The sequence below is a fragment of the Nannocystis exedens genome (assembly GCF_002343915.1).
In the GTDB taxonomy this organism is placed as follows: Bacteria; Myxococcota_A; Polyangia; order Nannocystales; family Nannocystaceae; genus Nannocystis; species Nannocystis exedens.
The window spans coordinates 7,733,466-7,757,312 of the sequence record NZ_NETK01000001.1 but is presented as its reverse complement, the minus strand read 5'-3'; the positions used below and the strand labels follow the sequence as shown (position 1 = coordinate 7,757,312).

The window sequence follows — 23,847 nt, the reverse complement described above, 5'->3', positions numbered from 1 at the left end:
CCGGAGATCGCCTTGGACGACAGCGCGCAGCACGCGCTCGACCTCCGTTACATGCGCGCCGCCCTGGCGATCGCCGAAGCGGCCGCGGCCGCCGGCGACGTCCCGGTCGGCGCGCTGGTCGTGCTGGACGGCGTCGTCCTCGGCACCGGCGGCAACACCCGCGAGCAGGGCGCCGACCCGACCGGCCACGCCGAGATCGTCGCCCTGCGCGAGGCGTGCGCCGCTCGCCGGCGCTGGCGCGTCGACGGCGCCACGCTCTACGTGACCCTGGAGCCGTGCCCGATGTGCGCCGGCGCGATCGTCAACGCCCGCGTCGCCCGCCTCGTGTACGGCGCCGCCGATCCGAAGGCCGGGGCCGTCCGCTCGCTCTACAACCTGTGCGACGACCCGCGGCTCAACCACCGCCTCACGATCGTCCCCGGCGTCCTCGCCGACCCGTCCGCCGCGCTCTTGCAAGCTTTCTTCCGCCGCGCCCGCGCCCGCGATAAAACCGGGCGAGGATCGAAGCCGCGTGTCTGACCTCGCCGCCGTCCAGCAGCTCCTGGCGCACGGACGCCTCAGCATCGACCGCTGCGAGCGCGGCCGCACCACCTTCCTCTCGCACCTCGGCGCCGCGCCCAAGCTGGTCCCCGGCGCCTGGCTCGGCCACCGCGACCTGCTCTACGCCCTCGCGCTCGCCAACCTCAGCCCGAGCCAGCGCCAGAGCCTGGCCCGCGCCGTCCTGGTCGATCACGGCCGCGAGTTCGGCGTCGGTCGCCTGTCCCTCGTGACATGTCCTTCGGGGCTCCCGCACGGCGGCAGCTCGCTCCTGCTGCGCCCGCGCGGCGGCGGCCCGACCTGCCTCTACACCTGGGCGCTCGGCCCCGGCGCGGGCCTGCCCGCGTGCGAGTGGCTGCTCCTCCGCGCCCTCCCGAGCTGGGCCCTGGACGTCCCGCCGGCCCCGCTCGCCCACGCCGGCCTCGCCACCTTGCACGCGCTCGGCATGCACGTCGAGATCTTGTGCGCCACCGCCACCTGCGCCCGCCAGGTCCAGGAGCACGCGCTCGGCGATCTGCCGTTCACCGCCCACCCGCGCTTCGCCCCCCACCTCGACGGCGTGGTCCGCCCCGGCGGCGACGAGCCGGCCGCCATCCGCCTGAGCCCGCACGACGCCTTCGACCCGCGTACCTTCGGACAGGTCGCAAAGAACAGGTCCCAAGAGCCAGCCTCGCCGCTCGCCCTGGTCCTGGTCGACGCCCCCCCGAGCGTGCGCGCCGCCGTCGACACCTGGCTCGCGGGACAGACCGCGCGCCGCACCATCGAGGTCGTCGCCGCCGGCTGCCCCGGCCGCCTCGGCCGCGACGCCCTCGCCACCCTGTGGCGCAGCGGCGGCCAGCCCAAGGTGCTCCTCCGCGGCGACCCGACCTGGACCGCCCCGGCGCTCGCGTGGCTGCAGGACCTGGGCGCCACGGTCGCCGCCCAGCACGACGACGGCACTCAGCTCGGCCTGTTCTGAGTTACCCACCGGCTGGCGCCGACCCGCGGGGATGAAACGGCCCTGGAACCCTCGCGGGAGGCCGATGGCGGGCTTGGCGCGGATTCGCACACTGGGTTAGCTTTGCCGCGAATGCCGGCAAAGAGGTCGTTCACGCACTGGCGCAGGGTGAGCCCGTTTCTGAGTTGGACCGGAGGGCCCGTGAGCACCCTTGTTTGCGAGCAGCGGGTCCTGGGACTCGCTGGAGCGCGTTTGAGAGACTTCGAGTTAGGGGCCCTCGCGCCGGCGTTCTTCACGGAGGAACGTCATGGAAGTGATGTACGGGACGTGCGCGGGCATGGATGTCCACAAGGACAGCATCGTCGCCTGCGTGCGGTGCATGAAGGGCAACAAGGTCGACCGGGAGGTTCGAACCTTCGGCACGAGCACTTCGGAGTTGATCGGGCTGGGCGATTGGCTCGAGGACCGCGGCTGCGTCATCGCAGTGATGGAGGCGACGGGCGTGTACTGGAAGCCCGTCTGGGCCGTGCTCACGGGCCGTGTCGAGCTGGTTGTTGTCGCCGGTCAGGATCCGCGTGAATCCGCCGGCGAGATGCGCGTTCTCGGGACGAAATGGCCGTCAATGCCTGAATTCGGCCTGGATAACCCCGGCCGTTGCCCTTGAGTGACGCATCAGGGTTACAGGTGTTCAGCAGACGGAACACCTGATTTCGGGGAGAGGCCATTGGTGCCACTGGCCGGAGCGCGCAGGAGGGGTCAAGGGCGGCCGTAGGCCGGCGACCGAAGGGAGCGCACCCTTGACCCCTCCGAGCACTCCGGCACGCTGGCGGGCCGCCTACGCGTTCGCGCATCTCACCGGCGAATTCCGTCGGCGGATTCACGCGGATCCTGACCGGCGACAACACTGGTGCTGGCGAACGCGCACGAAGTCCGCAACGTGCCCGGGCGCAAGACCGACATGAACGACGCGATGTGGCTCGCGGACTTGATCGCACACGGGCTCGTGCGCGCGAGCTTCGTGCCACCCGAGCCGATCGCGGATCTGCGGGACTTGACCCGGACGCGGAAGCAGCTCTCGCGCGAGGTCGTCGAGCACACGCAGCGGATCCAGAAGGTGCTGGAGACCTGCAACATCAAGCTCGCGTCGGTCGCCTCCAACATCCTCGGGAAGAGCGGGCGGGCGATGCTCGAGGCGATGGTCGCCGGCGAGAGCGACCCGGAGGAGCTCGCGGGGCTTGCTCGTGGGACGCTGAAGGCCAAGCGCGGCAAGCTCATGGAGGCGCTCCACGGCCGCGTGCGCGACCATCACCGGATGCTCATCTCGACGCATCTCCGGCTCATCGACGCCCTGCAGGCGTCGATCGCCGATGTCGAGAAGCGGATCGAGGCCGAGCTCCGCCCTTTTTCTGAAGCCGTCGAACTGCTCCAGACGATCCCTGGAGTCGGAACGACGGCCGCGCAGGCCATCATCGCGGAGGTCGGCGTCGATATGAACCGCTTCCGCTCGGCCGGTCACCTGCGCTCCTGGGCAGGTCTGTGTCCACGCATGGACGAGAGCGCCGGCAAGCGCCGCTCCAACCGCATGCGCAAGGGCAACGCGTGGCTCAAGACGATGCTTATCCAGTGTGCCTGGTCGAGCATCCGCGGGGAGGGCTATCTCCGGGCGCTCTTCCTCCGCGTCCGAGCGCGGCAAGGCAAGAAGAAGGCGATCGGAGCCGTTGCCGCGGCGATCCTCACCGCAGTCCACGGGATCCTCCGCGACCATGAGCCCTACCGCGACCTCGGTGCCGAGCACTTCAACCGCAACGACCGCCAGCGCACCGCATCACGACTCGCGCGCCGCATCCGCAGCCTCGGCTACGAAGTCGAGATGCGCCCGGCGGCCTGATCGTCCGCGCCCCGCAGGCCTGGGCCCCGCGACGAGAAGACGTCCCGCGAACCAGGCCCGGGCCGCGCGGAGAGGGCCGTTTCTTGAGAGCGCACGTGGCTATGGCGCGCGGGCGTTCGGCCAGGCGAGCCCGCTCTTGAACCCCCGATGGAACTTGCACTTCCCCAGCGCCCGCTTGATATCCGGGGTTTCAAAGTCGTTTTTGTTCCGGTTCAAGAAGCAGCTCTCTATAGCGAGCCTCGGCAAGTCGAGCAGCACCGACGCCAGCATCACGGCGTCGAAATCCTCCAGGCCGAAGCTCAGAGTGATGCTCTTGGCCTTCCGAAGCGTGGCCGGGTCCAACGGCAACACGGTCGCAGAAGCGAGCAGACGGTCGCGAACCTGATCGAAGCGGTCCGACTCCGCCTTCTCGCACCGGTCGAAGAGAGTCTTCATTTCCCGCTCGATCCGGAGGCCCTCACCGTTGAAGTTCGCGCTCCGCTGGATCTCTCTGAACACCCCCTGCAGCGCCTGTCGCTCCTCGTTGCGGACATCGCTCCGCCGCGGCAAGGCCAAACGGGCTCCATCAGGGCGAAGGCCGGAACGGCGAGCTCGATCTCGTGCGCCTCCGCGAGCGCGAGTAGCTCTTCGCAAGAGCTCGCCTCTTCTTGTTCGTATGCGACTTCGAGCAGAAAGCTCGACTCGACGTAGACGGCTACCACCGCGCCGAACCTTCCTCGACGAGGAGGGCGTCCTCGAGAGCCGCCAAGAGGCCCGCCTCCTGCAGCTCGCGCCGAAGCGCTGGTGAAAGCTCGCGCACCCGGTGTGGGTTCGTGAGGACCTCGAGCCAGCGCGACACCACCCGCTCGAACTGTCGCGGCGAGATGGACGCCGGAGCCAGACCGACACGGTCAAAGTACGGCTGCAGATGAGCCATCGTGTCGAGCACGAACGATGGAGGTGCATCCAGAGCAGCCCCGACTGGCCACACGAAGATCCGGGCGAGCGTGACGAGAGCCAGCAGGACGTCCTCGAGTCCTTGCGGTTGGTACTCGAAGAGATTCTGCCGCCATTCTCGGGCCCACTCTGGCTTGGCCTGGTCGACCCGCTTGGCCTCGACGAGCAGGCCTGGCGTCCCGGGCCGGCCATACGTCGCAAAATCGAGGCGGGCGGGCACGGACATGAGGAAACCTCAGCACCGGACCGATCCTCGCCCCAGCCGCGCTTCGCGCCGCCCGGAAGAGCGTTTACGCGCATACCGTCGCCGCGACCCGGCCTGGAGGCTCGCCCGGCCTTTCTTTACAATCGCCGCCAACGCGCGAATGGACAACCGACTTCCGCTGCCGCCCTGGTTGCCGCTGATCCTCGGGCTTCTCGCCGGCATCGCCGTCCTCGGCGGCCTCGAGCCCATCTATCCCGGCGCCATCGCCTTGCTGACCGGCGCGGCCGGCTACGTCCTCGGCGCCCACGCCGAGAAGCTGGGCGCGCGGGCCGGCGACGAGCGGCAGGCCCTGCGCGAGGTCGAGGCGCGCAGTCATCAGTCCGAGCGCGCCTTGCACGACGCCACCGCCCACGCGCAGGGTCTCCAGGCCCAGGTGCAGGACCTGGCCGCGCGGCTGCAGAACTGCCAGGCGCACGGCCAGGAGCTGGCCGCGCGGCTGCAGGCCGAGGCGCACCAGCTGCGCAACGCCGAGCTCGAGCAGCGCAGCCTGACCGCGCGCCTGCAGGAGGTCACCGCCCGGGCGCAGGAGCAGGCCGGTCGGGCCCAGGCCGCCGAGGTCCGGATCGCCGACCTCGAGACCCGCCTGCACGACGCGCAGACCGAGTCGCGCGCGCTGCAGCAGAGCGTGCGGGGCGGCGTGCCCGAGCTCGACGTCCTGCGCAGCGAGCTCGAGACCGTGCGCCGCGGCGCCAACGAGACCCGCCACCGCCTCACCAGCGAGCTCGAGGCGGCGCGGCGCGAGCAGGAGGCCACCGCCGCCGACCTCCAGCGGATCCAGGCCCGCCTGGCCGAGGCCCTCAACCAGCGCGACGGCGCCCTCCGTGACGCCGAGGAGCTGCGGCGCATGCTCGACGAGGGCGGCGTGAGCACGCGGGGCATCGACGCCGAGGCGGCCGCGCTGATGCAGGAGCTCGCGGAGGGCCTCGGCACCACCGCCGGCGCGCTCGAGGAGACCTCGCAGGCGCTCAACAACGTCAACGGCGGCCTCAAGGGCATCGCCGACAACGTCGAGCTGCTGGCCAGCAACGCCGAGGAGAGCGCCAGCTCGATCCTCGAGATGGCGGCCGCCAACGACGAGGTCGCCGAGAGCATGCTGAACCTCGCCGCCAGCGTGCAGGAGACCGCCACCTCGATCGAGGAGATGACCTACTCGGTCAAGGAGGTCGCCAAGAACATCGAGGCGCTGAGCTCCACCGCCGAGGAGACCTCGCTGGCGATGACGGCGATGGACACCTCGATCCAGCAGGTCGAGAACAACGCCAACGAGACCGCCGGTCTGTCCGAGGAGGTGGTGTGGGCCGCCGAGGGCGGCGTGGACGCCATCAACCAGACCATCGAGGTCATCAACCTGATCAAGACCTACTCGGCCGACGGCGTGGCCGTCATCAGCCGCCTGGGCGAGCGGATCAGCGAGATCGGCAAGATCCTCAGCGTCATCGACGACGTGTCGGAGCAGACCAACCTGCTCGCGCTCAACGCCGCCATCATCGCCGCCCAGGCCGGCGAGCACGGCAAGGGCTTCGCGGTGGTCGCCGACGAGATCAAGGACCTCGCCGAGCGCTCCGCCAGCAGCACCAAGGAGATCGCCGACATCATCAAGGCGGTCCAGCGCGAGAGCCGGAACGCCGTCGAGGCGGTGCAGCGCTCGAGCAAGTCGGTCGACGACGGCGTGCGCGTCAGCCACCAGGCCGAGGACGCGCTCAAGCGGATCTCCGACGCCGCCCGCCGCTCCACCGGCATGGTCCGCGAGATCGCCCGCGTCGCCGTCCAGCAGACCCAGAACTCCAAGCAGGTCACCGACGCGATCAACGTCGTCGCCACCACCGTGCAGCAGGTCGCCACCGCCACCAGCGAGCAGGCCCGCGGCGCCGAGCAGATCATGCGCTCGGCCGAGAAGATGAAGACGATCACCCGCCACGTCGAGCGCTCGACCCAGGAGCAGACCCGCGGCTCGCGGCAGATCACCCGCGCGATCGAGACGATCAGCGAGATGGTCAGCCAGCTCAGCAAGGCCCACCGGGCCCAGACCCAGGGCGCCGACCAGATCGTCGAGGGCCTCAAGTCGGTCAAGGAAGGCATGAACTACCAGCGCAGCCTCTACGAGCAGCTCAGCGCCAGCGTCGGCGTCACCCCGCCGCGCCGCCAGCCCCCGCGCACCAGCAAGCCCGGGCCTGCGCGCATGTGAACCATCGGGCATGTCCGTCAGGGCATGTCCGACGGCGCCTTGCTTCGAGCGCATGCTCGAAGAGACAGCCAGCTCGGCACCGCCCCGCCCTGCCCAGCGCCCGCCGCCTCGCGCCTCGTCGCCCCGGCTCGCCTCCTCGCGGCACCTGTCTCCCCGGACAGCCTCCCCCACGGCTCGCCCCCCGCCCGCGCGCCTCTCCGCTGCGACCGCCCGGCCCGCGCCTCGCTCGCCGCCTCGCCGCACCTGTCCCCCCGGACAGCCGCTTCCCCGCTCGACCCTCGCCTGCGCGGCTCCCTCTGCGCCCCCAGCCCGCGGCCGCCCGCCCTCGTGCGCACCTGTCCCTTCGAACAGCCCCGCTCACCGCGCGCGCCCGCCTGCCTGCAGCGGCCGGCGATCGCACGTCGGTCCGGGCGTCGCCGCGCCGGCGCGTGCGGGACGTCCTGGCAAGCGCGTGCGCGGCCGCGGAGGCCCCCGAGGCGGCCCGTCCGCGCGCTCGCGCGGACTGCGCCGCCGGCCCGCTCGCCCGCGCGGCGGGACACTGCTATGGTCTGCCCGTGTTCGGCATCGGCCTCACCGAGATGATCCTGGTCGGGCTCGTCGCCTTGATGCTCTTCTCGCCGCGCGAGCTGCCCAGCCTGGTCAAGACGCTGGCGGGCATCTACGGCAGCATCCGCCGCACCGCCGAGCAGTTCCGGGCCCAGGTCATGGAGGCCGAGGAGCTGCGCGAGCCGATCGAGGAGATCCGGGCCGCCTACCACGGCACCAAGGCCGAGCTCGACGGGGCCCGCGACATCGCCCGCCGCGAGCTCCAGCGCGCGCGCATGGAGGTCGTCAAGGCCCAGCAGAAGATGAACGAGATCGCCCGCGAGGAGGCCCGCAGAGCGCCTGCCCTGGGGGACAGGCCCGCTGCGACAGGTCCTTCGGGGCAGGTCTCTTCGGCCAGCCAGCCGGCGCCCGCGGCGACCGCCGCGACGGTCTCGACCGTCGCCGCCGAGGCCGCCCCGCGCGCCGTCCCGGTCGCCGGCACCGAGGCCGCGCCCCGCCCCGCGGCGACCGTCTCGACCGTCGCCGCCGAGGCCGCCCCGCGCGCCGTCCCGGTCGCCGGCGCGGTGTCCTCCGCCCCGCCCGAGGCGGTCCCGCGCCCCGTCCCGGCGCCGGGCGCCGTCCCGGCCGAACCCGCCTCGCGCGCCGGCGCCTCGTCGGCCCGAGCCGCAAGCGAGCGTGACGTCGCATGAGCGCCGGCAACACCCCGTCCGTCCCCGCGCCGGCGCCCGTGCCGGCGGTCGTGCCTCCGCCCGCCACCAACGGCCTCGACGGCCTCGCCGAGGGCCCCGAGGGCGACACGCCGATGTCGTTCTGGGACCACCTGGGCGAGCTGCGCAACCGCCTCGTCAAGGCGTTCCTCGGCCTCGTCGTCGCGTGCATCCTCTGCTTCGTCTACGCCACCGAGCTGCGCGAGTTCCTGGCCGCGCCGCTGCACACCGCCTGGGCGGCCGCCGGCATGGGCGGCAAGCCCGAGCTGCAGGTGCTGGCGATGATGGACGCCTTCATGACCGACATGCGGGTGGCGGTCGCGGCCGGCATCTTCCTCGCCGCGCCGATCGGCTTCTACCAGCTGTGGATGTTCATCGCCCCCGGCCTGTACGCCCAGGAGAAGCGCTACGTCGTCCCGTTCGTGGTCACCTCGGTGCTCATGTTCCTCGCCGGCGCCGCCTTCTGCTACGAGGTCGTGCTGCCGTGGACGATCCAGTGGCTGCTCTCGTACACCCAGAGCACCAGCGGCGCCGAGACGACTGTCGCGTACCACCTCACGCTCAACGACTACATCCGCGACGCCACCAAGATCCTGGTCGCCTTCGGCGCCGTGTTCGAGTTCCCGCTGCTGATCGCCTTCCTCAGCTTCGCCGGCGTGGTCACCCACCGCGGCCTGCTGCGGTTCTGGAAGATCTCGGTCATCGCCATCTTCGTCCTCGCCGCCGTGCTCACTCCGCCCGAGCCGGTCTCGCAGCTGATGATGGCCTTCCCGATGGTCGCCCTGTTCTTCCTCAGCGTCGGGGTCTCGTACCTCATCACCCGCAGCCGCGAGCGCGCCGCCGGCCTCACCCCGCTCGAGCCCGTCCCGCCCGCGCCCGACGACCCCGCGGCGTAGCGCCGCCCGTGTGCGCGCCCGCCTCGCCGAGCGCCGCCGTCGCCGCGGCAGCGCCGACCGGCGAGGTCGCGCCCGGGGTCGGCGAGGCGAGTTTGCGCAATTTTTCGCGGCCGGCGGCCCCGGTCGAAACCTTCCCCGCGGCGCGCAACTCGCCTATTCTTTGCGCCCCATGTTCCAGCTTCGCCTCTCGCGGCTCCTGGCCGTGTTCCTCGCCGTACCTGTGCTCCAGTCCGCCTGCGTGTGCGGCCCCGGGCCCAACGTGGGCGGTTACGACGACCCCTCCGGCAAAGACCCGCCGCGCTCGCTCCAGGGCGTGAAGTTCATCGAGAGCGAGAAGGGCGAGCCCGAGGTCATCGGCTGCGCCGACGGCCAGCGCGAGGGCTTCGCCGACCTCACCCGGCACAAGCGGATCGCCGGCTGCCTCGCCACGTGGGAGGGCACCAAGAGCCTGCGCGACAAGCCGACCGGCAAGGCCTGCGGCGACGACAAGGGCGTCTGCACCTCGCCCGCCGACGTGTGCGCCAAGGGCTGGCACGTGTGCGGCTACCAGGGCAAGCACGAGGACCTCAAGCGGCACACCACCGCCAACGCCTGCAACAAGGAGGCGGGCCCGGGCAAGTTCGTCGCCGCCATGAGCCACGGCCAGACCGAGGACCTGTGCCCGCCGCCGCCGACCGCCGAGACCGTGTTCCCGTGCATGGACTCCGGCATCTGCTCCGAGCCGGTCTGCTGCGGCGACGGCTGCGCGTTCGGCAAGTGCCGCGACGCCATCTGGCGCGGCCAGACCAAGATCTCGCTCGGCAAGGCCGAGGGCTGCGGCTCGGTCACCTCCGAGCGCAACGGCGGCATCCTGTGCTGCTACGACGGCGACGGCGACCCCGCCGCGGCCGCCGGCGGCGACGCCAAGGCCGAGACCCCGCCCGCGACCACCGACCCGACGGCCACCGCCACCCCGCCGGCCGGCACCCCGTCGACCGCCACCGCGCCGACCGGCGCCCCGTCGACCGCCGCCCCCAACCCTGCCACCGGCCCGGTCGACTCGACGCGGACCCCGTCGACCGCCGCGCCGGTCGACGCCGCCGGCGCCCCGACCGGCGGCCCGGACCCGACCCGCGGCCCCGCGCCCAAGAAGGCCGGCTCCAAGTAGCCGCGCTCGCCGACGCGGCGCGGCCGCGTGGCATTCTTTATGAAAAGGGCAGGTTCGAAAGAACATGCCCTTTCGCGCATGTGCTGGCGGGCATGTCCAAAGGCACATGCTTTATCGGGCAGCCGTCCTCGAGCCGCGAGCGCTCGTCGAGCGCCGGCCTCGAAGGCCGCCGCCTCGCCGCGCGCAGGCTCCTGCCCCGAAGGACAGCCTCTTCCGCGCGCCGCGACGTCCGCGGTCAGGCCGCGATCTCGCCGCTGCGCACGCCGCTGACGTAGTGCGCGAGCGCGTGCAGCTCCGGGCGCATCACCTCCGTGACCGGCGACGTCGTCACGTCGGTCGCGTACCCCCAGAACTGCAGGCGGCGCCCGATCCACTCCGCGTCGGCGCCGATCGGCGGCAGCTGGACCGCGCGCAGGCGCAGGGCCGCGTGGCGCCGCAGCCACGCGCCTGTGGTCCGATCGCGGACGCCCACGCACTCGTCGGCCCGCAGGTGATACTCCGTGTGCTTGGTCGCAAACACGCGATGACGGCGGCGGTTCTTCGGGTCCATGCGCCGGAGCGTGCCAAACCCGCCCGGCGCACCGCAAAAAACCGGCGTACAGCAGCGGGCGCGGCCGACGCACCTGCTACACTCCCCGGACCGTGTCGACCTCGCCGTTCGCCAACTTGCCGCGCTTCCGGCCCGGCAGCTTCTGGCTGCTGGTGGCTGCCACGGCCGCCAGCGCGTTCGTCTCGGACCTGCCCGTCGCCCGCCTGCTCCTGCTCGGCGCTTCGTTCGTCAGCGAGCCGGCGCCCTGGCAGCCGCTCACCGCGCCGTTCTTGTTCCCGAACGGTCAGCTCGCCGGCCTCATCGGTACGGGCCTGCTGCAGTGGTTCGTCGGCAGTCGGGTCGAGGCGCGGTTCGGCACCGCGCGCTACCTCGGCCTCGTCCTCGGCGCCGCCGTCCTCGGCTACCTCGTGCTCGGCCTCGTCGGCCTGGCCGTCCCTGTCGCCCTGGCGACGCCCCACGGCGGCACCACCCCGGTCGACATCGCCGCCGTGGTCGCCTTCGGCGTGTTGTTCGCGCGCGACCCCCTGGCGTTGTTCGGCGTCCTGCCGATCACCGCGCGCAGCTTCGCCGGCGTCGCGGTCGCGCTCCTGCTCCTGGGCCCGCTGCTGCGCGAGGGCTGGCCTGCCGTCGTCCCCGGGCTCGTCGCTGCCGGCTTCGCCCTCGTCGTCGTCCGTCGCTGGCAAAAGCGGCCCGCCTCCGGCAAAGTCGGCCCGCGCAAGCGCGGCGGGGGCAAGCGCCCGCGCCACCTGCGGATCGTCGACGGCCGCGAGCAATACCTGAACTGAAGGACATGTCCTCTTCGCCCTGTCCGCGCCGCCTCCGCCCGCCCCGCCTCTCGCACCTCGCCCTCCGCGTCTGCGCGCCGCTCCTCGCCCTATCTCGCGCCTCGCTCTCCGCGACCGCGCCCCGCTCCTCCGCCCCCTCCTCCCTTTGCGCCTCGCCTCTCCGCGACCGCCCCCGCTCTTGCGCTCCCTCACCCCTTTGCGCCTCGCCTCTCCGCGACCGCGCTCCGCTCCTCCGCCCCCTTGCGCCTCGCCTCTCCGCGACCGCGCCCCGCTCCTCCGCCCACCTCCCCCCTTTGCGCCGCGCCTCTCCGCGACCGCGCCCCGCTCCTCCGCCACCGCACGCCTCGCGCCCGTCCTCCCTCGCGCTCGTCTGCGCGCCGCTCCCCTCCCTCGCCCTCCGCGACCGCGCCCCGCTCCCCTGCCTCTCGCGCAACCTCTTGCTCGACGCCTGTCCGTTCCGCCCTGTCCCGAGTGACCTGTCCCGAGTGACCGGTCCTTGCTTTCCTCCCGCGATGACGAGCCTGCCGTGACCTTTCGAAGCGACGAGCCGCGCGAAGCGGCGATGACGACCAGCGTGGCCCGACCAGCGCCGTCGCGGCCGCTGCGTCGCGTGATGCTGCGGGTCACCGACGGCCCCGACCGCGACGCCCAGGTGCAGACCGCGCGGCCGCGGCTGACGATCGGCCGCAGCGCGGTCAACGACCTCGTGCTGACCGACAGCTCGATCAGCGGCCTGCACGCCGAGCTGCAGCTCGGGACCGGCGGCCCGCACGGCGCGGTGCTGCTGCGCGACCTCGGCAGCACCAACGGCACGCACGTCGGGGGGGTGCGGATCCGCGAGGCATGGATCGAGCCGGGCGCGACGATCCAGCTCGGCAAGACGGCGATCGCCTTCCTCGCCGAGGACGAGGTCCAGGTCCCGATCTCGCGCCAGACCCACTTCGGCGCGCTGCTCGGCCAGAGCCCCGGCATGCGCGAGCTGTTCGCCGTGCTCGAGCGGATCGCCGACACCGACATGAGCGTGCTCGTCGGCGGCGAGACCGGCTCGGGCAAGGAGCTGGTCGCGCGCGCGCTGCACGACGAGTCGCCGCGGCACAAGGGCCCGTTCGTGGTCCTCGACTGCAGCGCCCTGCCGCGCGAGCTGGCCGAGGCGGCGATCCTCGGCCATCGCAAGGGCGCCTTCACCAGCGCGCTCGAGAGCCGCGCCGGGGCGTTCGAGGAGGCCCACGGCGGCACCCTCTTCCTCGACGAGATCGGCGAGCTCCCGCTCGAGCTGCAGCCCAAGCTGCTGCGCGTGCTCGACCGCCGCGAGGTCCAGCGGATCGGCGAGACCCAGGTCCGCAAGGTCGACGTCCGCGTGGTCGCGGCCACCCACCGCGACCTCAAGACGATGGTCGGCCAGGGCCTGTTCCGCGAGGACCTCTACTTCCGCCTGTCGGTCATGACCGTCGAGCTACCGCCGCTGCGCGACCGCGGCGACGACGTCCTGCTGCTCGCCGAGAAGTTCGTCAGCGACTTCACCCGCCCGCGCAGCGGCAGCGTCGTCCTCAGCCCCGCCGCCCGCCGGGCCCTCGCCGCCCACACCTGGCCCGGCAACGTCCGCGAGCTCAAGAACACCATCGAGCGCGCGGTCCACTTCGCCAGCGCCGGCGTCATCGAGCCCGGCGACCTGTTCCTCGGCCGCCCCGGCCGCCCGGTCCCCACCCCGGCGCCCGCCGCCGACCCGCCCGTCGACCCCGGCGAGGAGGCCCTGTTCGCCCAGCCGTTCAAGGAGGCCAAGCAGGCGATGCTCGACGCCTTCGAGCGCCGCTACTTCGCCCGCCTCCTCGAACAGCACGACGGCAACCTCAGCCGCGCCGCCGCGGCCGCCGGCATCACCCGCTACTACCTGCGCGAGCTGCTCAAGCGCCTCGGCCTCCACCGCGTGAAGGACGACGAGCCGTGACCCGAGAGACCTGTCTCGAAGGCCATCCCGGCCCGACCGGCGCGGCGGCGACCTGTCCTCAGGGACACATCGCCGCGCGCTCCGCCGAGCCGCGCCCCACGTCCGCCTCCGATTTGCTCGCCACGCCCGGCCCGGCGACGACCTGCCCGAAAGGACAGGCGCCAGCCGAGCCCAGCCGAGCCCAGCCGCACGCCTCCGCCCCCTCCGATCTGCTCGCCAGGCCTTCCCCGGCGACGTCCCACCCGGAAGGACAGGCGCCCGTCCAGCCGAGCGCCGCCGCCCCCTCCGACCTGCTCGCCAGGCCTTCCCCGGCGACGACCTGCCCGGAAGGACAGGCGCCCGTCCAGCCGAACACCGCCGCCCCCTCCGACCTGCTCGCCAGGCCTTCCCCGGCGACGACCTGCCCTGAAGGACAGGCGCCCGTCGAGCCCAGCCGAGCCGAGCCGAGCGCCGCCGCCCCCTCGGACCTGCTCGCCAGGCCCGTCGCGCCGTCCACCCCCGACCTGCTCGCCAGGCCCGGCCCGGCGCGCGCCGGAGCCGCCCTCGCCCATGTCTTTCGCGCCATGTCCCAACAGACCTGTCCCAGCGGGCACCCGCGCTCGCCGATCCCGGCGGTCCTGCGCACCGCGGCCCTGATCTGCTGGGCCGCGCTGTCCGGCGCCTGCGGCGACCGCAGCCGCGACCCCGTGCGGGCGGCCCAGGCGTTCACCGCCGCGGTCCAACGCGGCGACATGAACGCCGTCTACCCGCTGCTCGAGCGCGCCGCCACCGAGCGCCTCACCGCGGCCGCGGCCCAGGCCTCCGACCAGGTCGGCGGTCGCCGCCGGATCGAGCCGGCCGAGATGCTGCAGATCGTCGACGTCGACCCCAACTTCGAGCTCGCCAGCGCGGAGCTGGTCGGCGACGCCGACCCGTCCGAGGCCGAGGACGGCGAGCTCGCCCAGGTGCGCCTGCTCGGCAGCCAGCAAGAGAGCCACACGCTCACGCTCGTGCGCGAGGACGGCGCGTGGCGCGTGCGGATCCCGCTGCCCCCGCTTACCCCTACGACCACTACGCCATGAACTCGCTCGAACCACGTCCCACCGGGCGGTCGGCCCTCGTCGGCTGGCTGCTGCCGTTCCTCTGTGTCAGCGCGGCGCTGATCGCCCACTGGGCGCTCAGCGTCCCGCCCGGCCCGCTGCCGCCGCCGGTCGTCAAGGAGGCGCCGCCGAAGCCGAGCCCGACGCCCGCCGCCGGCGGCGACGAGGACGACGACAAGGACAAGGACGGCTTCGAGCCGTTCACCGCCCCGCGCGCCGCCGGCCTGCTCGTGCAGCTGCACGCGGCCTACGACGGCGTCGCGTTCAAGGCCGAGCCGACCTTCGACGCGTGGAGCGTGGCCCACCGCCCGCTCATCACCCAGATCATCACCGCCACCCGCCTGCAGGCCTTCAAGGGCATGGTGCCGTCGCCGTCGGTCTCGACGTCGAACGTCGAGTGCCACACCATCCGCTGCCGCTTCACCCTGTCGAGCAGCAAGCAGGAGGACCTGCAGCTGCTCCTCGACGCCCTCGCCGGGCTGCAGCTCGACGGCGCCCCGCTGTGGCACACGTGGAAGCCCGACGACATCGCCGAGGAGCCGGCCAAGCGCGCCAACGCCAAGCCCCGCATGCGCACGCAGGTGCTGGTGTCGTTCGCCCGCGATCTGCCCAAGGTCGACCAGATCGCTCTGAAGTCCGGCGCGCCGCTCAAGCCCGCGACGATCACCCCGGTCAAGGTCCCGGGCCCGAGCGCGAGCGCGCCGACCCCCTCGCCGTCGACGTCGTCGACCGCGAACCCGCTCGGCCCCGGCGGCGCGACCACGGGCCCGCGCCCCTCCACCGCCCACCCGACCCCCGCGCAACCGAGCAGCACCGCCCAGCCGAGCAGCTCCGTCCCCGGCAGCACGCCCGGCGCCAAGCCGCCCTCGCACTCGCCCTGAGGGGCTGCAGCGCGTCACGGCCGCGCGCGGGGCTTCGCGGACACGGCCCGGCCCGGCAGCCGCCCTGCGCGGCTGCTACGCTGCCCGTGTGCGACGCTCCTCGCTCGGCCTCCTCCTGTTCCTGGGCAGCCTGTCGGCGTGCGGCGGCGCGGGCGACGACCTCGGCGGCATGCTGGCGGTCGACAGCGACGAATATGGCGCCTGGACCATGTCCCCGACGACATGTGTCTCGGGCGAGCACCGCCAGTTCTTCGGCGTCGACCTGACCGAGCGCGGCGACGTCGGCAGCGGCGTGCGGCTCGTCGACGACCCGGTCGACGGCTACTCGCTGGCGATGAACATCCCCGACCACGACCTCGCGCTCGTCGTCACCGCCGCCAGCGAGTGCGAGGTGTTCGACGTGTTCCTCGAGCGCGGCAACGTCCGCGTCAACAACATCTGGGCCGTCCAGGGCCACGCCGTCGTCGAGTGCCGCGCCCCCGGGCTCGAGATCGTCGCCGACCTCCAGTTCTCCGGCTGCACTTGAACCCCGCGCGTCGCGGGCGCGACCGACATGGCGTTTCGATCTCGTCCGTGAGCCCTCCTCCGCAGCGCGCGCACGCCCCTGCCCCGGCGTGTCCGCGTATGGCGGCGCTGTGGCGATCGGCGGCGCCCCGTCGAGCCCCCCGCCCACTTGCCGTGCTTCCGCCCGCCGGTCGGTCCCGGGGCGACGCGCGCCCCGCGGCACGATGCTGCAGGACATGCTCTCACGGACATGCCTCTGGGAGCATGCTCCTCGGAGCATGCTCTCACGGACATGCCCCTCGAGCCCCCCTCGCCGGTCATCAGCCGCCGCTCGCGACGCGGCCGGAGGCGACGCCCGTCGCGCTCCGGCCGGTTGCTCTCGAGCACGCGGGGCTCAGCCGCTGAGCTTCTTCTTCAGCTCTTCGAGCTGGGCGTCGATCTCGGCGGCCTTGAGGTCGTCGGCGCTGAGCTCTTCCGGGGGCGGGGCCGACTTGGCGTCCGCGCGGCCGGAGCCGAGCTGGCGCGGGTCTTCGGTCTTGCCGGCGGTGAGGGCCATCTTGCGCTTGAGGGCCTCGAGCTGGTCGTCGACGTTGCCGGCCTCGAGGGCCTTGAACTGCGACTCGAGGCTGCCTTCCTCGAGCACGCCGCCGATCTCCGACGTCGCCTCGGCCTCGGCCTCGAGCTGCGTGACGCGCTCGGACATGCGGCCGAAGGTGTCGAAGGCCGACGTCGAGTTGATGCTCGACAGCGTCTCGTTGATGGTGCGCTGGGCCTCGGCCCGCTTCTGGCGCGAGACCAGCAGGTTGCGCTTGCGCTTGGCCTCCTCGATCTTGGCGTCGAGGCCGCGGAGGGCGACCTTGAGCTGCTCGACCGAGTTCTTCTGGGCCTCCCACTGGTCCTTGAGCTGGGACGCGACCTCGTCGTGGTCGCCCTTGCGCTGCAGGGCGGCGCGGGCGAGGTTCTCGTCGCCGGCCTTGAGGGCCAGCATCGCCTTCTTCTCCCACTCGGCCGCCTTGGCGGCCTCCTGCTCCCACTGCTTCTTGATCCGCTTCTCATCGGCGATGGCGATCGCCACCTGCTTCTTGGCCTCGATGAGCTGCTGCTTCATGTCGACCAACACCTGATTGAGCATCTTCTCCGGGTCTTCGGCCCGGTTGATGAGCTCGTTGATGTTGGAGCGGATGAGGGTGCCGAGGCGTGAAAAAAGTCCCATCTCAGTTGCCCTCCTGGATCTCGCTGTGGATCGGCGCCGGGCGCCACGGGCTGAGCTGTTCCAAGTGTCCGTCGAGCGCCATGGCCATGTCCTCGATCATGGCCTGGAACTCGCTGAAATCGAGGTCGGCGAGCTGATGCGCGCCCGTCAGCAAGATCTGGTCGCCGTCGAGGGCGTAGGCGCAGTGCAGCGTGGTGTCGTTGAATTCGAGCAGGCGGCGGAACAGGCCCAGGTGGTCGGGCGTGGCCGCCGTGACCGCGAAGATCGGCGACGAGTAGAGCACGATCGGCTCGTCGATGCGGACCACGATGCGGATGCCCGAGTGGCTCTCCGGCCCGACCACCCATGTGTCGTCGGAGACCTTCTCGTGGGGCAGCTCCATCCGGAGCATGTACGATTCCAGCGTTTCTGCGTGACTCATGGAGGGTTCGGTGGGCGGGTGCCGGGGCGGCGGCAGCGGCCGAGGCGGACGCATCGGGCCAGTGAGACAAGTCTGTGGCACGTCTGCGGCGCCTGAGCCCGGCAGCACGCCCGAGGTCAGCCACTATACGCGACGGTCCGTGGGGGCGGCAACCCAAACTCCGTCAGGCGCGCCGCTTTGGCCGCTTTGCCCCCTTTTGCCACCTTTGCAGCCGCGTAAGGCCGTGGTATCCGGGGACGGCCCGCACAACCGACGAACACCCCTGTCGGGGCCGCGCCAGTTTTACGGTCGCGGGGGCCTGAAACACCCCGGGCCGGGCCCCACGGAGCGCCTCCTACTCATGACAAAACCCGCTCGGCGTCCTCACCGGCCTCGCTCTTTCGCTCCCTGCTGCCGCCGAGGGCCCGGCCGATGACCGCGCGCGGAGCGGGCCCGGGCGAGGGCCGCCTGCCGCGGCACGTCGGCATCATCATGGACGGCAACGGCCGCTGGGCGCAGCAGAAGGGCCTGCCGCGCGAGGTCGGCCACGAGCACGGCGCCGACGCCGTCCGCCGGGTCGTCCGCGCCGCGCGCGAGCTCGGCGTCGAGGCGCTGACGCTGTTCGCGTTCTCGAGCCAGAACTGGGACCGGCCGCCGCAGGAGGTGTTTCACCTCATGCAGCTGCTCAACCGCTACCTGCTCGAGGAGCGGGCCGAGATCCTCGACAACCAGATCCGGCTCATCACCGTCGGCGACACCGAGCGCCTGCCGAGCTACGTCCGCGACCCGATGCGCGAGCTCATCGCCGCCTCGGCGAACAACGAGAAGATGACGCTGTGCCTCGCGCTCAGCTACGGCGGGCGCGAGATGATCACCGAGGCCGCCCGGCGCATCGCCCGCGCGGTCCAGGCCGGCGGCCTGCGCCCCGACGAGATCGACCCCAAGACGTTCGCCTCGTACCTCGACTCGAGCCGCTTCCTGCCGCCGCTCGACCTCCTGATCCGCACCAGCGGCGAGCACCGGATCTCCAACTTCTTCCTGTGGGAGGTCGCCTACGCCGAGCTGTTCTTCACCGAGGTGCTGTGGCCCGACTTCGCGCGCGAGCACCTGATGGAGGCCCTCGACGACTTCAGTCGCCGCGAGCGCCGCTTCGGGCAGCTCCCCGGCGAGGCCGACGCCGACGCGCTCGACGAGCCGCCGGCGGTCGGGATCTTCCCCTCGCAACGAGGCAAGGGCTGACGTGGCCGATCTGATCAAGCGCTTGTGGACGGCGATCGTCCTCGTCCCGATCCTCGTGATCGCCCTGTTCGTCGACCGCTCGCCGTGGAGCATCCTCGCCCTGTCGGTGCTGTTCGGCGGGCTCGCGCTCGACGAGTACCTGCGCATGGCCCTGCCGCAGCGCTCGCTGTCCGGCCCGGCCGCGACCTCGGGGCCCGAGTACGGCCTGCGCGCCTTCATGGCCGTCCTCGGCGCCGCCGTGGTGGCGCTGCCGATGGTGTTCGGCGCCGGCCGGGTGCTGCCGCCGCTGCTGATGTTCTCGGTGATCGCCGTCGCGCTGGCGCTGCTGGGGCGCAAGCACGCGCTCGAGCAGGCCGGCCGGCACATGTCGGTGTGCCTGGCGGCGCTGCTCTACGTGCCGCTGCTCGCCTCGGTGTGGCCGCAGATCAAGCACCACTTCGGCCCCGGGTGGCTGTTCGTCACCCTGGCGATCGCGTTCCTGTCCGACACCGGCGCGTACGCGTTCGGCCGCCTGTGGGGCAAGCACAAGCTCTACCCCGCGGTCAGCCCCGGCAAGACCTGGGAGGGCTCGCTCGGCGGGCTGGTCGGCGCCAACGTGGCGACGCTCGGCTTCGGCTCGGCGTTCCTGCTGCCCGAGCTCGCGGTCGGCCACGCGATCGTCCTCGGCGTCCTCGGCTCGCTGGCCGGCCAGGTCGGCGACCTGTTCGAGTCGATGCTGAAGCGCAGCCACGGCGTCAAGGACTCCGGCAACCTGCTTCCCGGCCACGGCGGCATGCTCGACCGCGTCGACGCCCTGCTGTTCGTCGGCCCGGTCGTCTACTACTTCGCCGCCAACGTGGTGTTCGCCGACGGCCTGCCCGGATGAACGAAAGGGCATGTCCTCACGGGCATGCCCTTCGGTACCTGCGCGGAGGGCCATGTCCATGCGGACATGGCCCTTCGTATTACTGGCAGCGCGGCGCGGTGAACTTGCCCTCGAGGTTGGGGTTGGTGTCGAAGAACGGGAAGTCGACGTGGCACAGGCGGCCGACGACCTCCTTGTCGTCGATCGAGATCAGCTCGAAGGTGGCGCTGAAGCTGCCGCCGCCGAACGAGCAGGCGTCGGGGTCCTCGTCGTTGCCGGTCTCCATCGCGTGGCCGGTGACGTCGGGCCCGAGCAGGTGGTAGAGGCCGGGCGTCTGGAAGGCCGGCGGGATCCGGATCGACACCTCCCAGTTGCCGCCGCACTCGAGGCCGGCGTTCGGGTCGGCGCAGGTCGCCACCTGGTTCGACAGGCGGACGTGCAGGGTGTTCGGATCGGGCGGCTCGCCGCCGCTGGTCCCGGACGACTCGCCGGTCGGATCGGGATCGGGGGGCACCTGCGCGTCGGTGTAGGCCAGCGCGGCGGCGTCGATCTCGATCGCCTCGCCCTCGCACGGGGTCGGCTCGAGCGGCGGGCCGTCGGTCGTGACGTCCGAGGCCGAGGTGACTTCGCTCGAGGTCCCGGTCGCGGTCGCGGTCGGGTCGTAGCCGCTCGTGCCCGGCTCGGTGGCGGTCTCCGTCCCGGCGCTGGTCGATCCGGACGCGCTCGTGACGGTGGCCGTGGCCGTGCCGGCGGTGGTGGTCGCCGGGTCGCCCCCGCTGGTCCCGCCGGTCGAGCTGACGCCGTCGGTGCCGTCGGAAGAGGTGCCGTCGGTGCCGGTGCTGCTGTCGATGTTGGCGGTGTCGGAGTCGTTGGGCTTCGAGTCGCACGCGAGCGCGAGCGCGACGACGAGGCTGAGGCAGGGGAAGCTGTAAGAACGCATGCCGGGGGGGTAGCACGCGCCGGCGCGGCGCGCACTGGGGAGACCACGCCTCCTCGATGTGCGCGCAGCCTCTGACAGCGACGTCGCGGAGGATCGCGGGCGCGCGTGTCCGCGGAAATTCATGGTTCGAGGCCGCTGCGCGCCGCTCCTCGCGAGCGCGCGCCCCCTCGGGTTCGGCGCGACATGACCGCGATGTCAGGGTCCGAGATCGATCCGCAGCGTGCCGCCCTGCGCGATGTCGCCGTGCAGCAGACGCGGCCGCGCCAGCGGCTCGCCCTGCCAGCTCGCTGCAGCGGCGTGGACGGCCTCGTCGGCCGTCACCGGCGCGACGATCCGCAGGTCGCCGCCGGCGAGGTGCAGCACCGTCTCGCTGAAGATCGGGCTGCCGAGCAGGTACACGTCGGTGCCGGCGATCGGGAACACGCCGATCGCCGCGAACGCGAGCCACGCGCTCATCGTCCCGCCGTCGTCGTTGCCGGGCAGGCCCGACGGAGTGTCGCCGTAGCGGTTGCGCAGCACCCATCGCGACCAGCGCGCGCTGCCGGCGTGGTCGTCGAGCGCGCTGAACACGAACGGCGCGTGGATGTCGGGCTCGTTGCCCTGCCAGTAGTACTCCTGCGGCATGAGGTCGAGGACCTCCTGCTCCGAGTCCTCGAAGAACTTCTGCAGCCGCGAGAGCGCCGCGTCGCGGCCGCCCATCGCGTCGGCCAGGCCCTCGAGGTCGTGCGGGGCGTACCACGCGTACTGCAGCGCGTTGCCCTCGGCGTAGAAGTCCTGCCACGTGAACGGGTCGTCGACCGGGACGAATTCACCGGTTTCGGAGCGCGCGACCAAAAACTGCTGCGCCGGGTCCCACACGTTGCGCCAGTAGCCGGCCCGCTCGGCGAACATCGCCGCGTCTTCGTCCTCGCCGAGAACCTCGGCCACCTTGGCCAGGGCGAAGTCGTTGTAGGCCGACTCGAGCGTCCACGACGACGAGCTGCCGCCGGCCTCGACGGGGACGTAGCCGAGCTCGATGTACTGGTCGACCGCCATGCGCCCGCCGTACGGCGAGCCCGGGGGCACCGGCGCCATCGCCGTCGCGCGCATCGCCGCGTAGGCCGAGGCGAGCCCGACCTCGTCCGGATCGAAGCCCTTGAGGATGCTGTCGGCGTACACGACCGTCGCGCTCTCGCCGTCCATGCCGTTGGTGTAGCCGGTGCCCAGCGGCCAGCGCGGCATCCACCCGCCGTCCTCGGCCATCCGCGTCAGCGAGCGCAGCATGTCGCCCTGGTACTCGGGGTAGAGCAGCGTGAGCAGCGGGTGCAGCGTGCGGAACGTGTCCCACAGCGAGAAGTCGGTGTAGTACGGCCCGTCGCTGGTGTGGACCGCGTCGTCGAGCCCGCGGTAGCTGCCGTCGACGTCGCTCGCCAGGGTCGGCATCAGCAGCGCGTGGTAGATCGCGGTGTAGAACTGCTCGAAGTCGCGGGCGCTCTCGCCTCGCACCTGCACCCGCGCGAGCTCCTGCTCCCACGCGGCCTCGGCGGCCGTCCACGCGGCCTCGAAGTCGAGCTCGGGCGCCTCGGCGGCGAGGTTCATCGCCGCGTGCGCGGCGTCGACGAACGACAGGCCGATGGCGATGACGACCGGCTCGCCCGGGTCGAAGCGCATGTAGGCGCCGACCGCCTCGCCCTCCTGCGCCGCGGCGCCGGCCATCGGCGCGCCGTCGTTCCAGCTGCCGAACTCGGCGAACGGCCGCGACGCCCGCAGCGCGTAGTAGACCTTGACCCCGCCGAAGCGCGAGGAGTACCCGCCCGAGACCTGGTGGTGGCCGCGGATCTCCGCCGCCTCGGCGTCGACCTCGACCTGGCCGCTGACGGTCTCGACGTCGGGCAGGCCGTGCGCGAGGTCGAGGATGACCACAGGGTCCTGTCCTTCGGGGAAGGTGAAGCGCTGCAGGCCGACCCGCGCCGTCGCCGTCAGCTCGGCCTGGACCCCGCTCGCGAGCGTGACCGCGTAGTAGCCGGGGCTGGCCGTCTCGGTCGCCTTGTCGAGCGCGACCCGGTAGCCGCCCGGCTCGGTCTTGTCGGGGCTCATGCCGAGCGTCGGCATCACCCGCACCGCGCCGTAGTCGACGATGCCGGTGCCGTGCATGCGCGTCTGCGAGAAGCCCTGGACCTCGGTGTCGTCGTAGTGATAGCCGGCGCAGTGCGAGAAGCCGAGCGCGAAGCCGCCGGCGAGCGTGGTGTCGGGCCCCGGCCGGGCCAGGCCGAACGGCACCTGCGGCCCCGGGAACGCGCTGCCCACCCCGTAGCCGGCCCCGCCGGTGCCGATGAACGGGTTGACGTGCTGGACCAGCGGCTCCGGCGCGAACATGCCCGGAAGTTCAGGTTCTTCGGGACCTGTCGTCGGGGACATGCTCGTCCCCTCGCCGGTGCTGCCGGTGGTCGGCTCGGTGGCGCCGCCGGTGGTCGTCCCGGCGCTGCTGCCGTCGCTGTCGGTCTCCCCCGCGGGCGGCGGTTCGGTGCAGGCTGCGAGCAGGAGCGCGGCAGGGAGCAGGCGCAGACGCGGGAGCATGATCGCATCATAGCCCCGACCGCGGGCCCCGCGCCGGCCACGAGAGATGAGTTATGCGGGCATGCCAGGGCTCGCAGCTCCCGGGCATGCCGGCGAGGATCGGGGAAGCCCGGGACCTCGCCGGCGCCCGTGACGTTCGGGGGTGCCAGCCCACCGCCGACCGCTCGCGCGCCTCACCGAGGCGGAGGCGTCACAGCTTCTCGTCGTAGCTGTGCGGGTCGTGATCGAAGGTCGACCGGCAACGGACGATCTGCGTCACCGGGATGCGCTCGCGGTCGGGGAACAGCACGAAGTCCTCGCCCGACTCGGTGACGACGTCGAGCACCTGGGCCTGAAAACTCTCGCCGCTGCGCAGCTCGACCTGTACGGGCCGCTTGAAGTGGGCCGACTCTTCGAGCACGTCGAGGAAGTCGCAACGTCCGGTCGGTTCTGTCTGCTCCATGGAATCCTCCGAGGTGCCCCAAACATGGTCGCGGCCGGCGCTCGAGGCAAGCTCGACCGCTTCCCGACAGGGCGCGCCGACCGAGGTCGCCGACGCTCGACCTGCGCGGCGACCTCGGCCGGCCAGCGGCTCACGCGTACGCGGCCATGATGAAGATCCTTTGTCGACAACCTCGGCCGCCCGGGCGGCCCACGCGTGCGCGTCGGACCGCCCGCGCTCGACCTGTCGCCCCCTCGGCCGCGCGAGCGCCTCCCGCGTACGCGTCGACACCTGTCCCGCGGGGCAGCTTGGGAGAGCGGTCCCGCGTGTCCCCCCGCCACCGCCCTGGCGAGCCCGACCGCGATCCGGCCCCGGGAGACGCTCGCTGCCGCCGGCGATCGCCTGTCCCGAGAGGCAGTCCACCCCGGCCGTCCCGCGTGTCATAC

23 protein-coding genes are annotated in these 23,847 nt (G+C 72.4%); 15 read left to right on the top strand and 8 right to left on the bottom strand.

What is annotated here, in order from left to right:
• The first annotated feature begins 12 nt into the window (after nucleotides 1-12).
• From tadA to NAEX_RS30475, 4 genes are all read left to right on the top strand, one after another.
• The gene (gene tadA / locus NAEX_RS30490) at nucleotides 13-519 is read left to right on the top strand and encodes a tRNA adenosine(34) deaminase TadA (protein WP_275937612.1); all 507 of its coding nucleotides are present in this window, start codon (nucleotides 13-15) and stop codon (nucleotides 517-519) included.
• Nucleotides 512-1,495: a hypothetical protein gene (locus tag NAEX_RS30485; RefSeq protein ID WP_096330999.1), complete on the top strand. Its 984-nt coding sequence runs from the start codon at nucleotides 512-514 to the stop codon at nucleotides 1,493-1,495. The genes tadA and NAEX_RS30485 overlap by 8 nt, the downstream gene beginning before the upstream one ends.
• A gap of 286 nt (nucleotides 1,496-1,781) precedes the next feature.
• Entirely contained in the window at nucleotides 1,782-2,138 is a 357-nt protein-coding gene (locus NAEX_RS30480; protein WP_096330998.1) for an IS110 family transposase, read from the top strand.
• A gap of 243 nt (nucleotides 2,139-2,381) precedes the next feature.
• The gene (locus NAEX_RS30475; protein ID WP_096330997.1) at nucleotides 2,382-3,362 is read left to right on the top strand and encodes an IS110 family RNA-guided transposase; all 981 of its coding nucleotides are present in this window, start codon (nucleotides 2,382-2,384) and stop codon (nucleotides 3,360-3,362) included.
• Nucleotides 3,363-3,461: 99 nt separating this feature from the next.
• On the opposite strand, the gene NAEX_RS30470 is transcribed toward NAEX_RS30475, so the two are convergent.
• Nucleotides 3,462-3,917 carry a hypothetical protein gene (locus NAEX_RS30470; protein ID WP_096330996.1) on the bottom strand — a complete coding sequence of 152 codons (456 nt, stop codon included), beginning with the start codon at nucleotides 3,915-3,917 and terminating at the stop codon, nucleotides 3,462-3,464.
• A gap of 139 nt (nucleotides 3,918-4,056) precedes the next feature.
• Complete coding sequence (locus NAEX_RS30465; protein WP_096330995.1) at nucleotides 4,057-4,524, bottom strand: hypothetical protein; 468 nt, start codon at nucleotides 4,522-4,524, stop codon at nucleotides 4,057-4,059.
• Between the two features lie 139 nt (nucleotides 4,525-4,663).
• Here NAEX_RS30465 and NAEX_RS30460 point away from each other — a divergent pair, with 139 nt between their 5' ends.
• The 4 genes from NAEX_RS30460 (at nucleotide 4,664) to NAEX_RS30445 (ending at nucleotide 10,044) form a co-directional block, all read left to right on the top strand.
• Nucleotides 4,664-6,748: a methyl-accepting chemotaxis protein gene (locus NAEX_RS30460; RefSeq protein ID WP_096330994.1), complete on the top strand. Its 2,085-nt coding sequence runs from the start codon at nucleotides 4,664-4,666 to the stop codon at nucleotides 6,746-6,748.
• 554 nt (nucleotides 6,749-7,302) lie between these two features.
• Entirely contained in the window at nucleotides 7,303-7,983 is a 681-nt protein-coding gene (locus tag NAEX_RS50910; RefSeq protein ID WP_170136119.1) for a Sec-independent protein translocase subunit TatA/TatB, read from the top strand.
• Nucleotides 7,980-8,897: a twin-arginine translocase subunit TatC gene (tatC, locus tag NAEX_RS30450; RefSeq protein ID WP_096330993.1), complete on the top strand. Its 918-nt coding sequence runs from the start codon at nucleotides 7,980-7,982 to the stop codon at nucleotides 8,895-8,897. Before NAEX_RS50910 ends, tatC begins: the two co-directional genes overlap by 4 nt.
• A 169-nt stretch (nucleotides 8,898-9,066) precedes the next feature.
• On the top strand, nucleotides 9,067-10,044 hold the full coding sequence (locus tag NAEX_RS30445; RefSeq protein ID WP_096330992.1) for a hypothetical protein: 978 nt from the start codon (nucleotides 9,067-9,069) through the stop codon (nucleotides 10,042-10,044).
• Nucleotides 10,045-10,279: 235 nt separating this feature from the next.
• Here NAEX_RS30445 and NAEX_RS30440 read toward each other — a convergent pair whose 3' ends face one another.
• Nucleotides 10,280-10,594 (bottom strand): hypothetical protein, encoded by a 315-nt coding sequence (locus tag NAEX_RS30440; protein ID WP_096330991.1) that lies wholly within the window; start codon nucleotides 10,592-10,594, stop codon nucleotides 10,280-10,282.
• A 92-nt stretch (nucleotides 10,595-10,686) separates the two neighbouring features.
• Between NAEX_RS30440 and NAEX_RS30435 the strand changes: the two genes are divergently transcribed.
• The 5 genes from NAEX_RS30435 to NAEX_RS30410 all read left to right on the top strand — a co-directional run bounded on the left by NAEX_RS30435 (nucleotide 10,687) and on the right by NAEX_RS30410 (nucleotide 15,810).
• Nucleotides 10,687-11,379: a rhomboid family intramembrane serine protease gene (locus tag NAEX_RS30435; RefSeq protein ID WP_096330990.1), complete on the top strand. Its 693-nt coding sequence runs from the start codon at nucleotides 10,687-10,689 to the stop codon at nucleotides 11,377-11,379.
• A 526-nt stretch (nucleotides 11,380-11,905) separates the two neighbouring features.
• Nucleotides 11,906-13,324, top strand: a complete 1,419-nt coding sequence (locus tag NAEX_RS30430; RefSeq protein WP_096330989.1) for a sigma 54-interacting transcriptional regulator — start codon at nucleotides 11,906-11,908, stop codon at nucleotides 13,322-13,324.
• Nucleotides 13,321-14,385: a hypothetical protein gene (locus NAEX_RS48505; RefSeq protein WP_143141086.1), complete on the top strand. Its 1,065-nt coding sequence runs from the start codon at nucleotides 13,321-13,323 to the stop codon at nucleotides 14,383-14,385. Before NAEX_RS30430 ends, NAEX_RS48505 begins: the two co-directional genes overlap by 4 nt.
• Nucleotides 14,382-15,284 (top strand): hypothetical protein, encoded by a 903-nt coding sequence (locus NAEX_RS50905; protein ID WP_096330986.1) that lies wholly within the window; start codon nucleotides 14,382-14,384, stop codon nucleotides 15,282-15,284. The genes NAEX_RS48505 and NAEX_RS50905 overlap by 4 nt, the downstream gene beginning before the upstream one ends.
• Before the next feature lie 88 nt (nucleotides 15,285-15,372).
• Nucleotides 15,373-15,810 (top strand): hypothetical protein, encoded by a 438-nt coding sequence (locus tag NAEX_RS30410; RefSeq protein ID WP_096330985.1) that lies wholly within the window; start codon nucleotides 15,373-15,375, stop codon nucleotides 15,808-15,810.
• 372 nt (nucleotides 15,811-16,182) lie between these two features.
• Here the strand turns inward: NAEX_RS30410 and NAEX_RS30405 are convergent, their stop codons facing one another.
• Entirely contained in the window at nucleotides 16,183-17,001 is an 819-nt protein-coding gene (locus tag NAEX_RS30405) for a PspA/IM30 family protein (RefSeq protein ID WP_096330984.1), read from the bottom strand.
• 1 nt (nucleotide 17,002) lies between these two features.
• The gene (locus tag NAEX_RS30400) at nucleotides 17,003-17,422 is read right to left on the bottom strand and encodes a YbjN domain-containing protein (RefSeq protein ID WP_170136118.1); all 420 of its coding nucleotides are present in this window, start codon (nucleotides 17,420-17,422) and stop codon (nucleotides 17,003-17,005) included.
• Between the two features lie 411 nt (nucleotides 17,423-17,833).
• Here NAEX_RS30400 and uppS point away from each other — a divergent pair, with 411 nt between their 5' ends.
• Nucleotides 17,834-18,640: a polyprenyl diphosphate synthase gene (uppS, locus tag NAEX_RS30395; RefSeq protein WP_096330982.1), complete on the top strand. Its 807-nt coding sequence runs from the start codon at nucleotides 17,834-17,836 to the stop codon at nucleotides 18,638-18,640.
• A 1-nt stretch (nucleotide 18,641) separates the two neighbouring features.
• Nucleotides 18,642-19,505, top strand: a complete 864-nt coding sequence (locus tag NAEX_RS30390) for a phosphatidate cytidylyltransferase (RefSeq protein WP_096330981.1) — start codon at nucleotides 18,642-18,644, stop codon at nucleotides 19,503-19,505.
• Nucleotides 19,506-19,584: 79 nt separating this feature from the next.
• Here the strand turns inward: NAEX_RS30390 and NAEX_RS30385 are convergent, their stop codons facing one another.
• The 3 genes from NAEX_RS30385 to NAEX_RS30375 form a co-directional block, all read right to left on the bottom strand.
• Nucleotides 19,585-20,424: a hypothetical protein gene (locus NAEX_RS30385; RefSeq protein ID WP_096330980.1), complete on the bottom strand. Its 840-nt coding sequence runs from the start codon at nucleotides 20,422-20,424 to the stop codon at nucleotides 19,585-19,587.
• A 195-nt stretch (nucleotides 20,425-20,619) separates the two neighbouring features.
• Entirely contained in the window at nucleotides 20,620-22,980 is a 2,361-nt protein-coding gene (locus tag NAEX_RS30380; protein WP_096330979.1) for a GH92 family glycosyl hydrolase, read from the bottom strand.
• Nucleotides 22,981-23,170: 190 nt separating this feature from the next.
• Complete coding sequence (locus tag NAEX_RS30375) at nucleotides 23,171-23,422, bottom strand: hypothetical protein (protein ID WP_096330978.1); 252 nt, start codon at nucleotides 23,420-23,422, stop codon at nucleotides 23,171-23,173.
• Between the last annotated feature and the right edge of the window lie 425 nt (nucleotides 23,423-23,847).

What these genes read in the sequence shown, in the direction of transcription:
- NAEX_RS30465 (WP_096330995.1), bottom strand. Translation starts at nt 4,524, where the DNA reads ATGTCCGTGCCCGCCCGCCTCGATTTTGCGACGTATGGCCGGCCCGGG.
- NAEX_RS30405 (WP_096330984.1), bottom strand. Translation starts at nt 17,001, where the DNA reads ATGGGACTTTTTTCACGCCTCGGCACCCTCATCCGCTCCAACATCAAC.
- NAEX_RS30385 (WP_096330980.1), bottom strand. Translation starts at nt 20,424, where the DNA reads ATGCGTTCTTACAGCTTCCCCTGCCTCAGCCTCGTCGTCGCGCTCGCG.
- NAEX_RS50905 (WP_096330986.1), top strand. Translation starts at nt 14,382, where the DNA reads ATGAACTCGCTCGAACCACGTCCCACCGGGCGGTCGGCCCTCGTCGGC.
- NAEX_RS30480 (WP_096330998.1), top strand. Translation starts at nt 1,782, where the DNA reads ATGGAAGTGATGTACGGGACGTGCGCGGGCATGGATGTCCACAAGGAC.
- NAEX_RS30375 (WP_096330978.1), bottom strand. Translation starts at nt 23,422, where the DNA reads ATGGAGCAGACAGAACCGACCGGACGTTGCGACTTCCTCGACGTGCTC.
- NAEX_RS30460 (WP_096330994.1), top strand. Translation starts at nt 4,664, where the DNA reads ATGGACAACCGACTTCCGCTGCCGCCCTGGTTGCCGCTGATCCTCGGG.
- NAEX_RS30400 (WP_170136118.1), bottom strand. Translation starts at nt 17,422, where the DNA reads ATGAGTCACGCAGAAACGCTGGAATCGTACATGCTCCGGATGGAGCTG.
- tatC (WP_096330993.1), top strand. Translation starts at nt 7,980, where the DNA reads ATGAGCGCCGGCAACACCCCGTCCGTCCCCGCGCCGGCGCCCGTGCCG.
- NAEX_RS30440 (WP_096330991.1), bottom strand. Translation starts at nt 10,594, where the DNA reads ATGGACCCGAAGAACCGCCGCCGTCATCGCGTGTTTGCGACCAAGCAC.
- NAEX_RS30445 (WP_096330992.1), top strand. Translation starts at nt 9,067, where the DNA reads ATGTTCCAGCTTCGCCTCTCGCGGCTCCTGGCCGTGTTCCTCGCCGTA.
- NAEX_RS30380 (WP_096330979.1), bottom strand. Translation starts at nt 22,980, where the DNA reads ATGCTCCCGCGTCTGCGCCTGCTCCCTGCCGCGCTCCTGCTCGCAGCC.
- uppS (WP_096330982.1), top strand. Translation starts at nt 17,834, where the DNA reads ATGACCGCGCGCGGAGCGGGCCCGGGCGAGGGCCGCCTGCCGCGGCAC.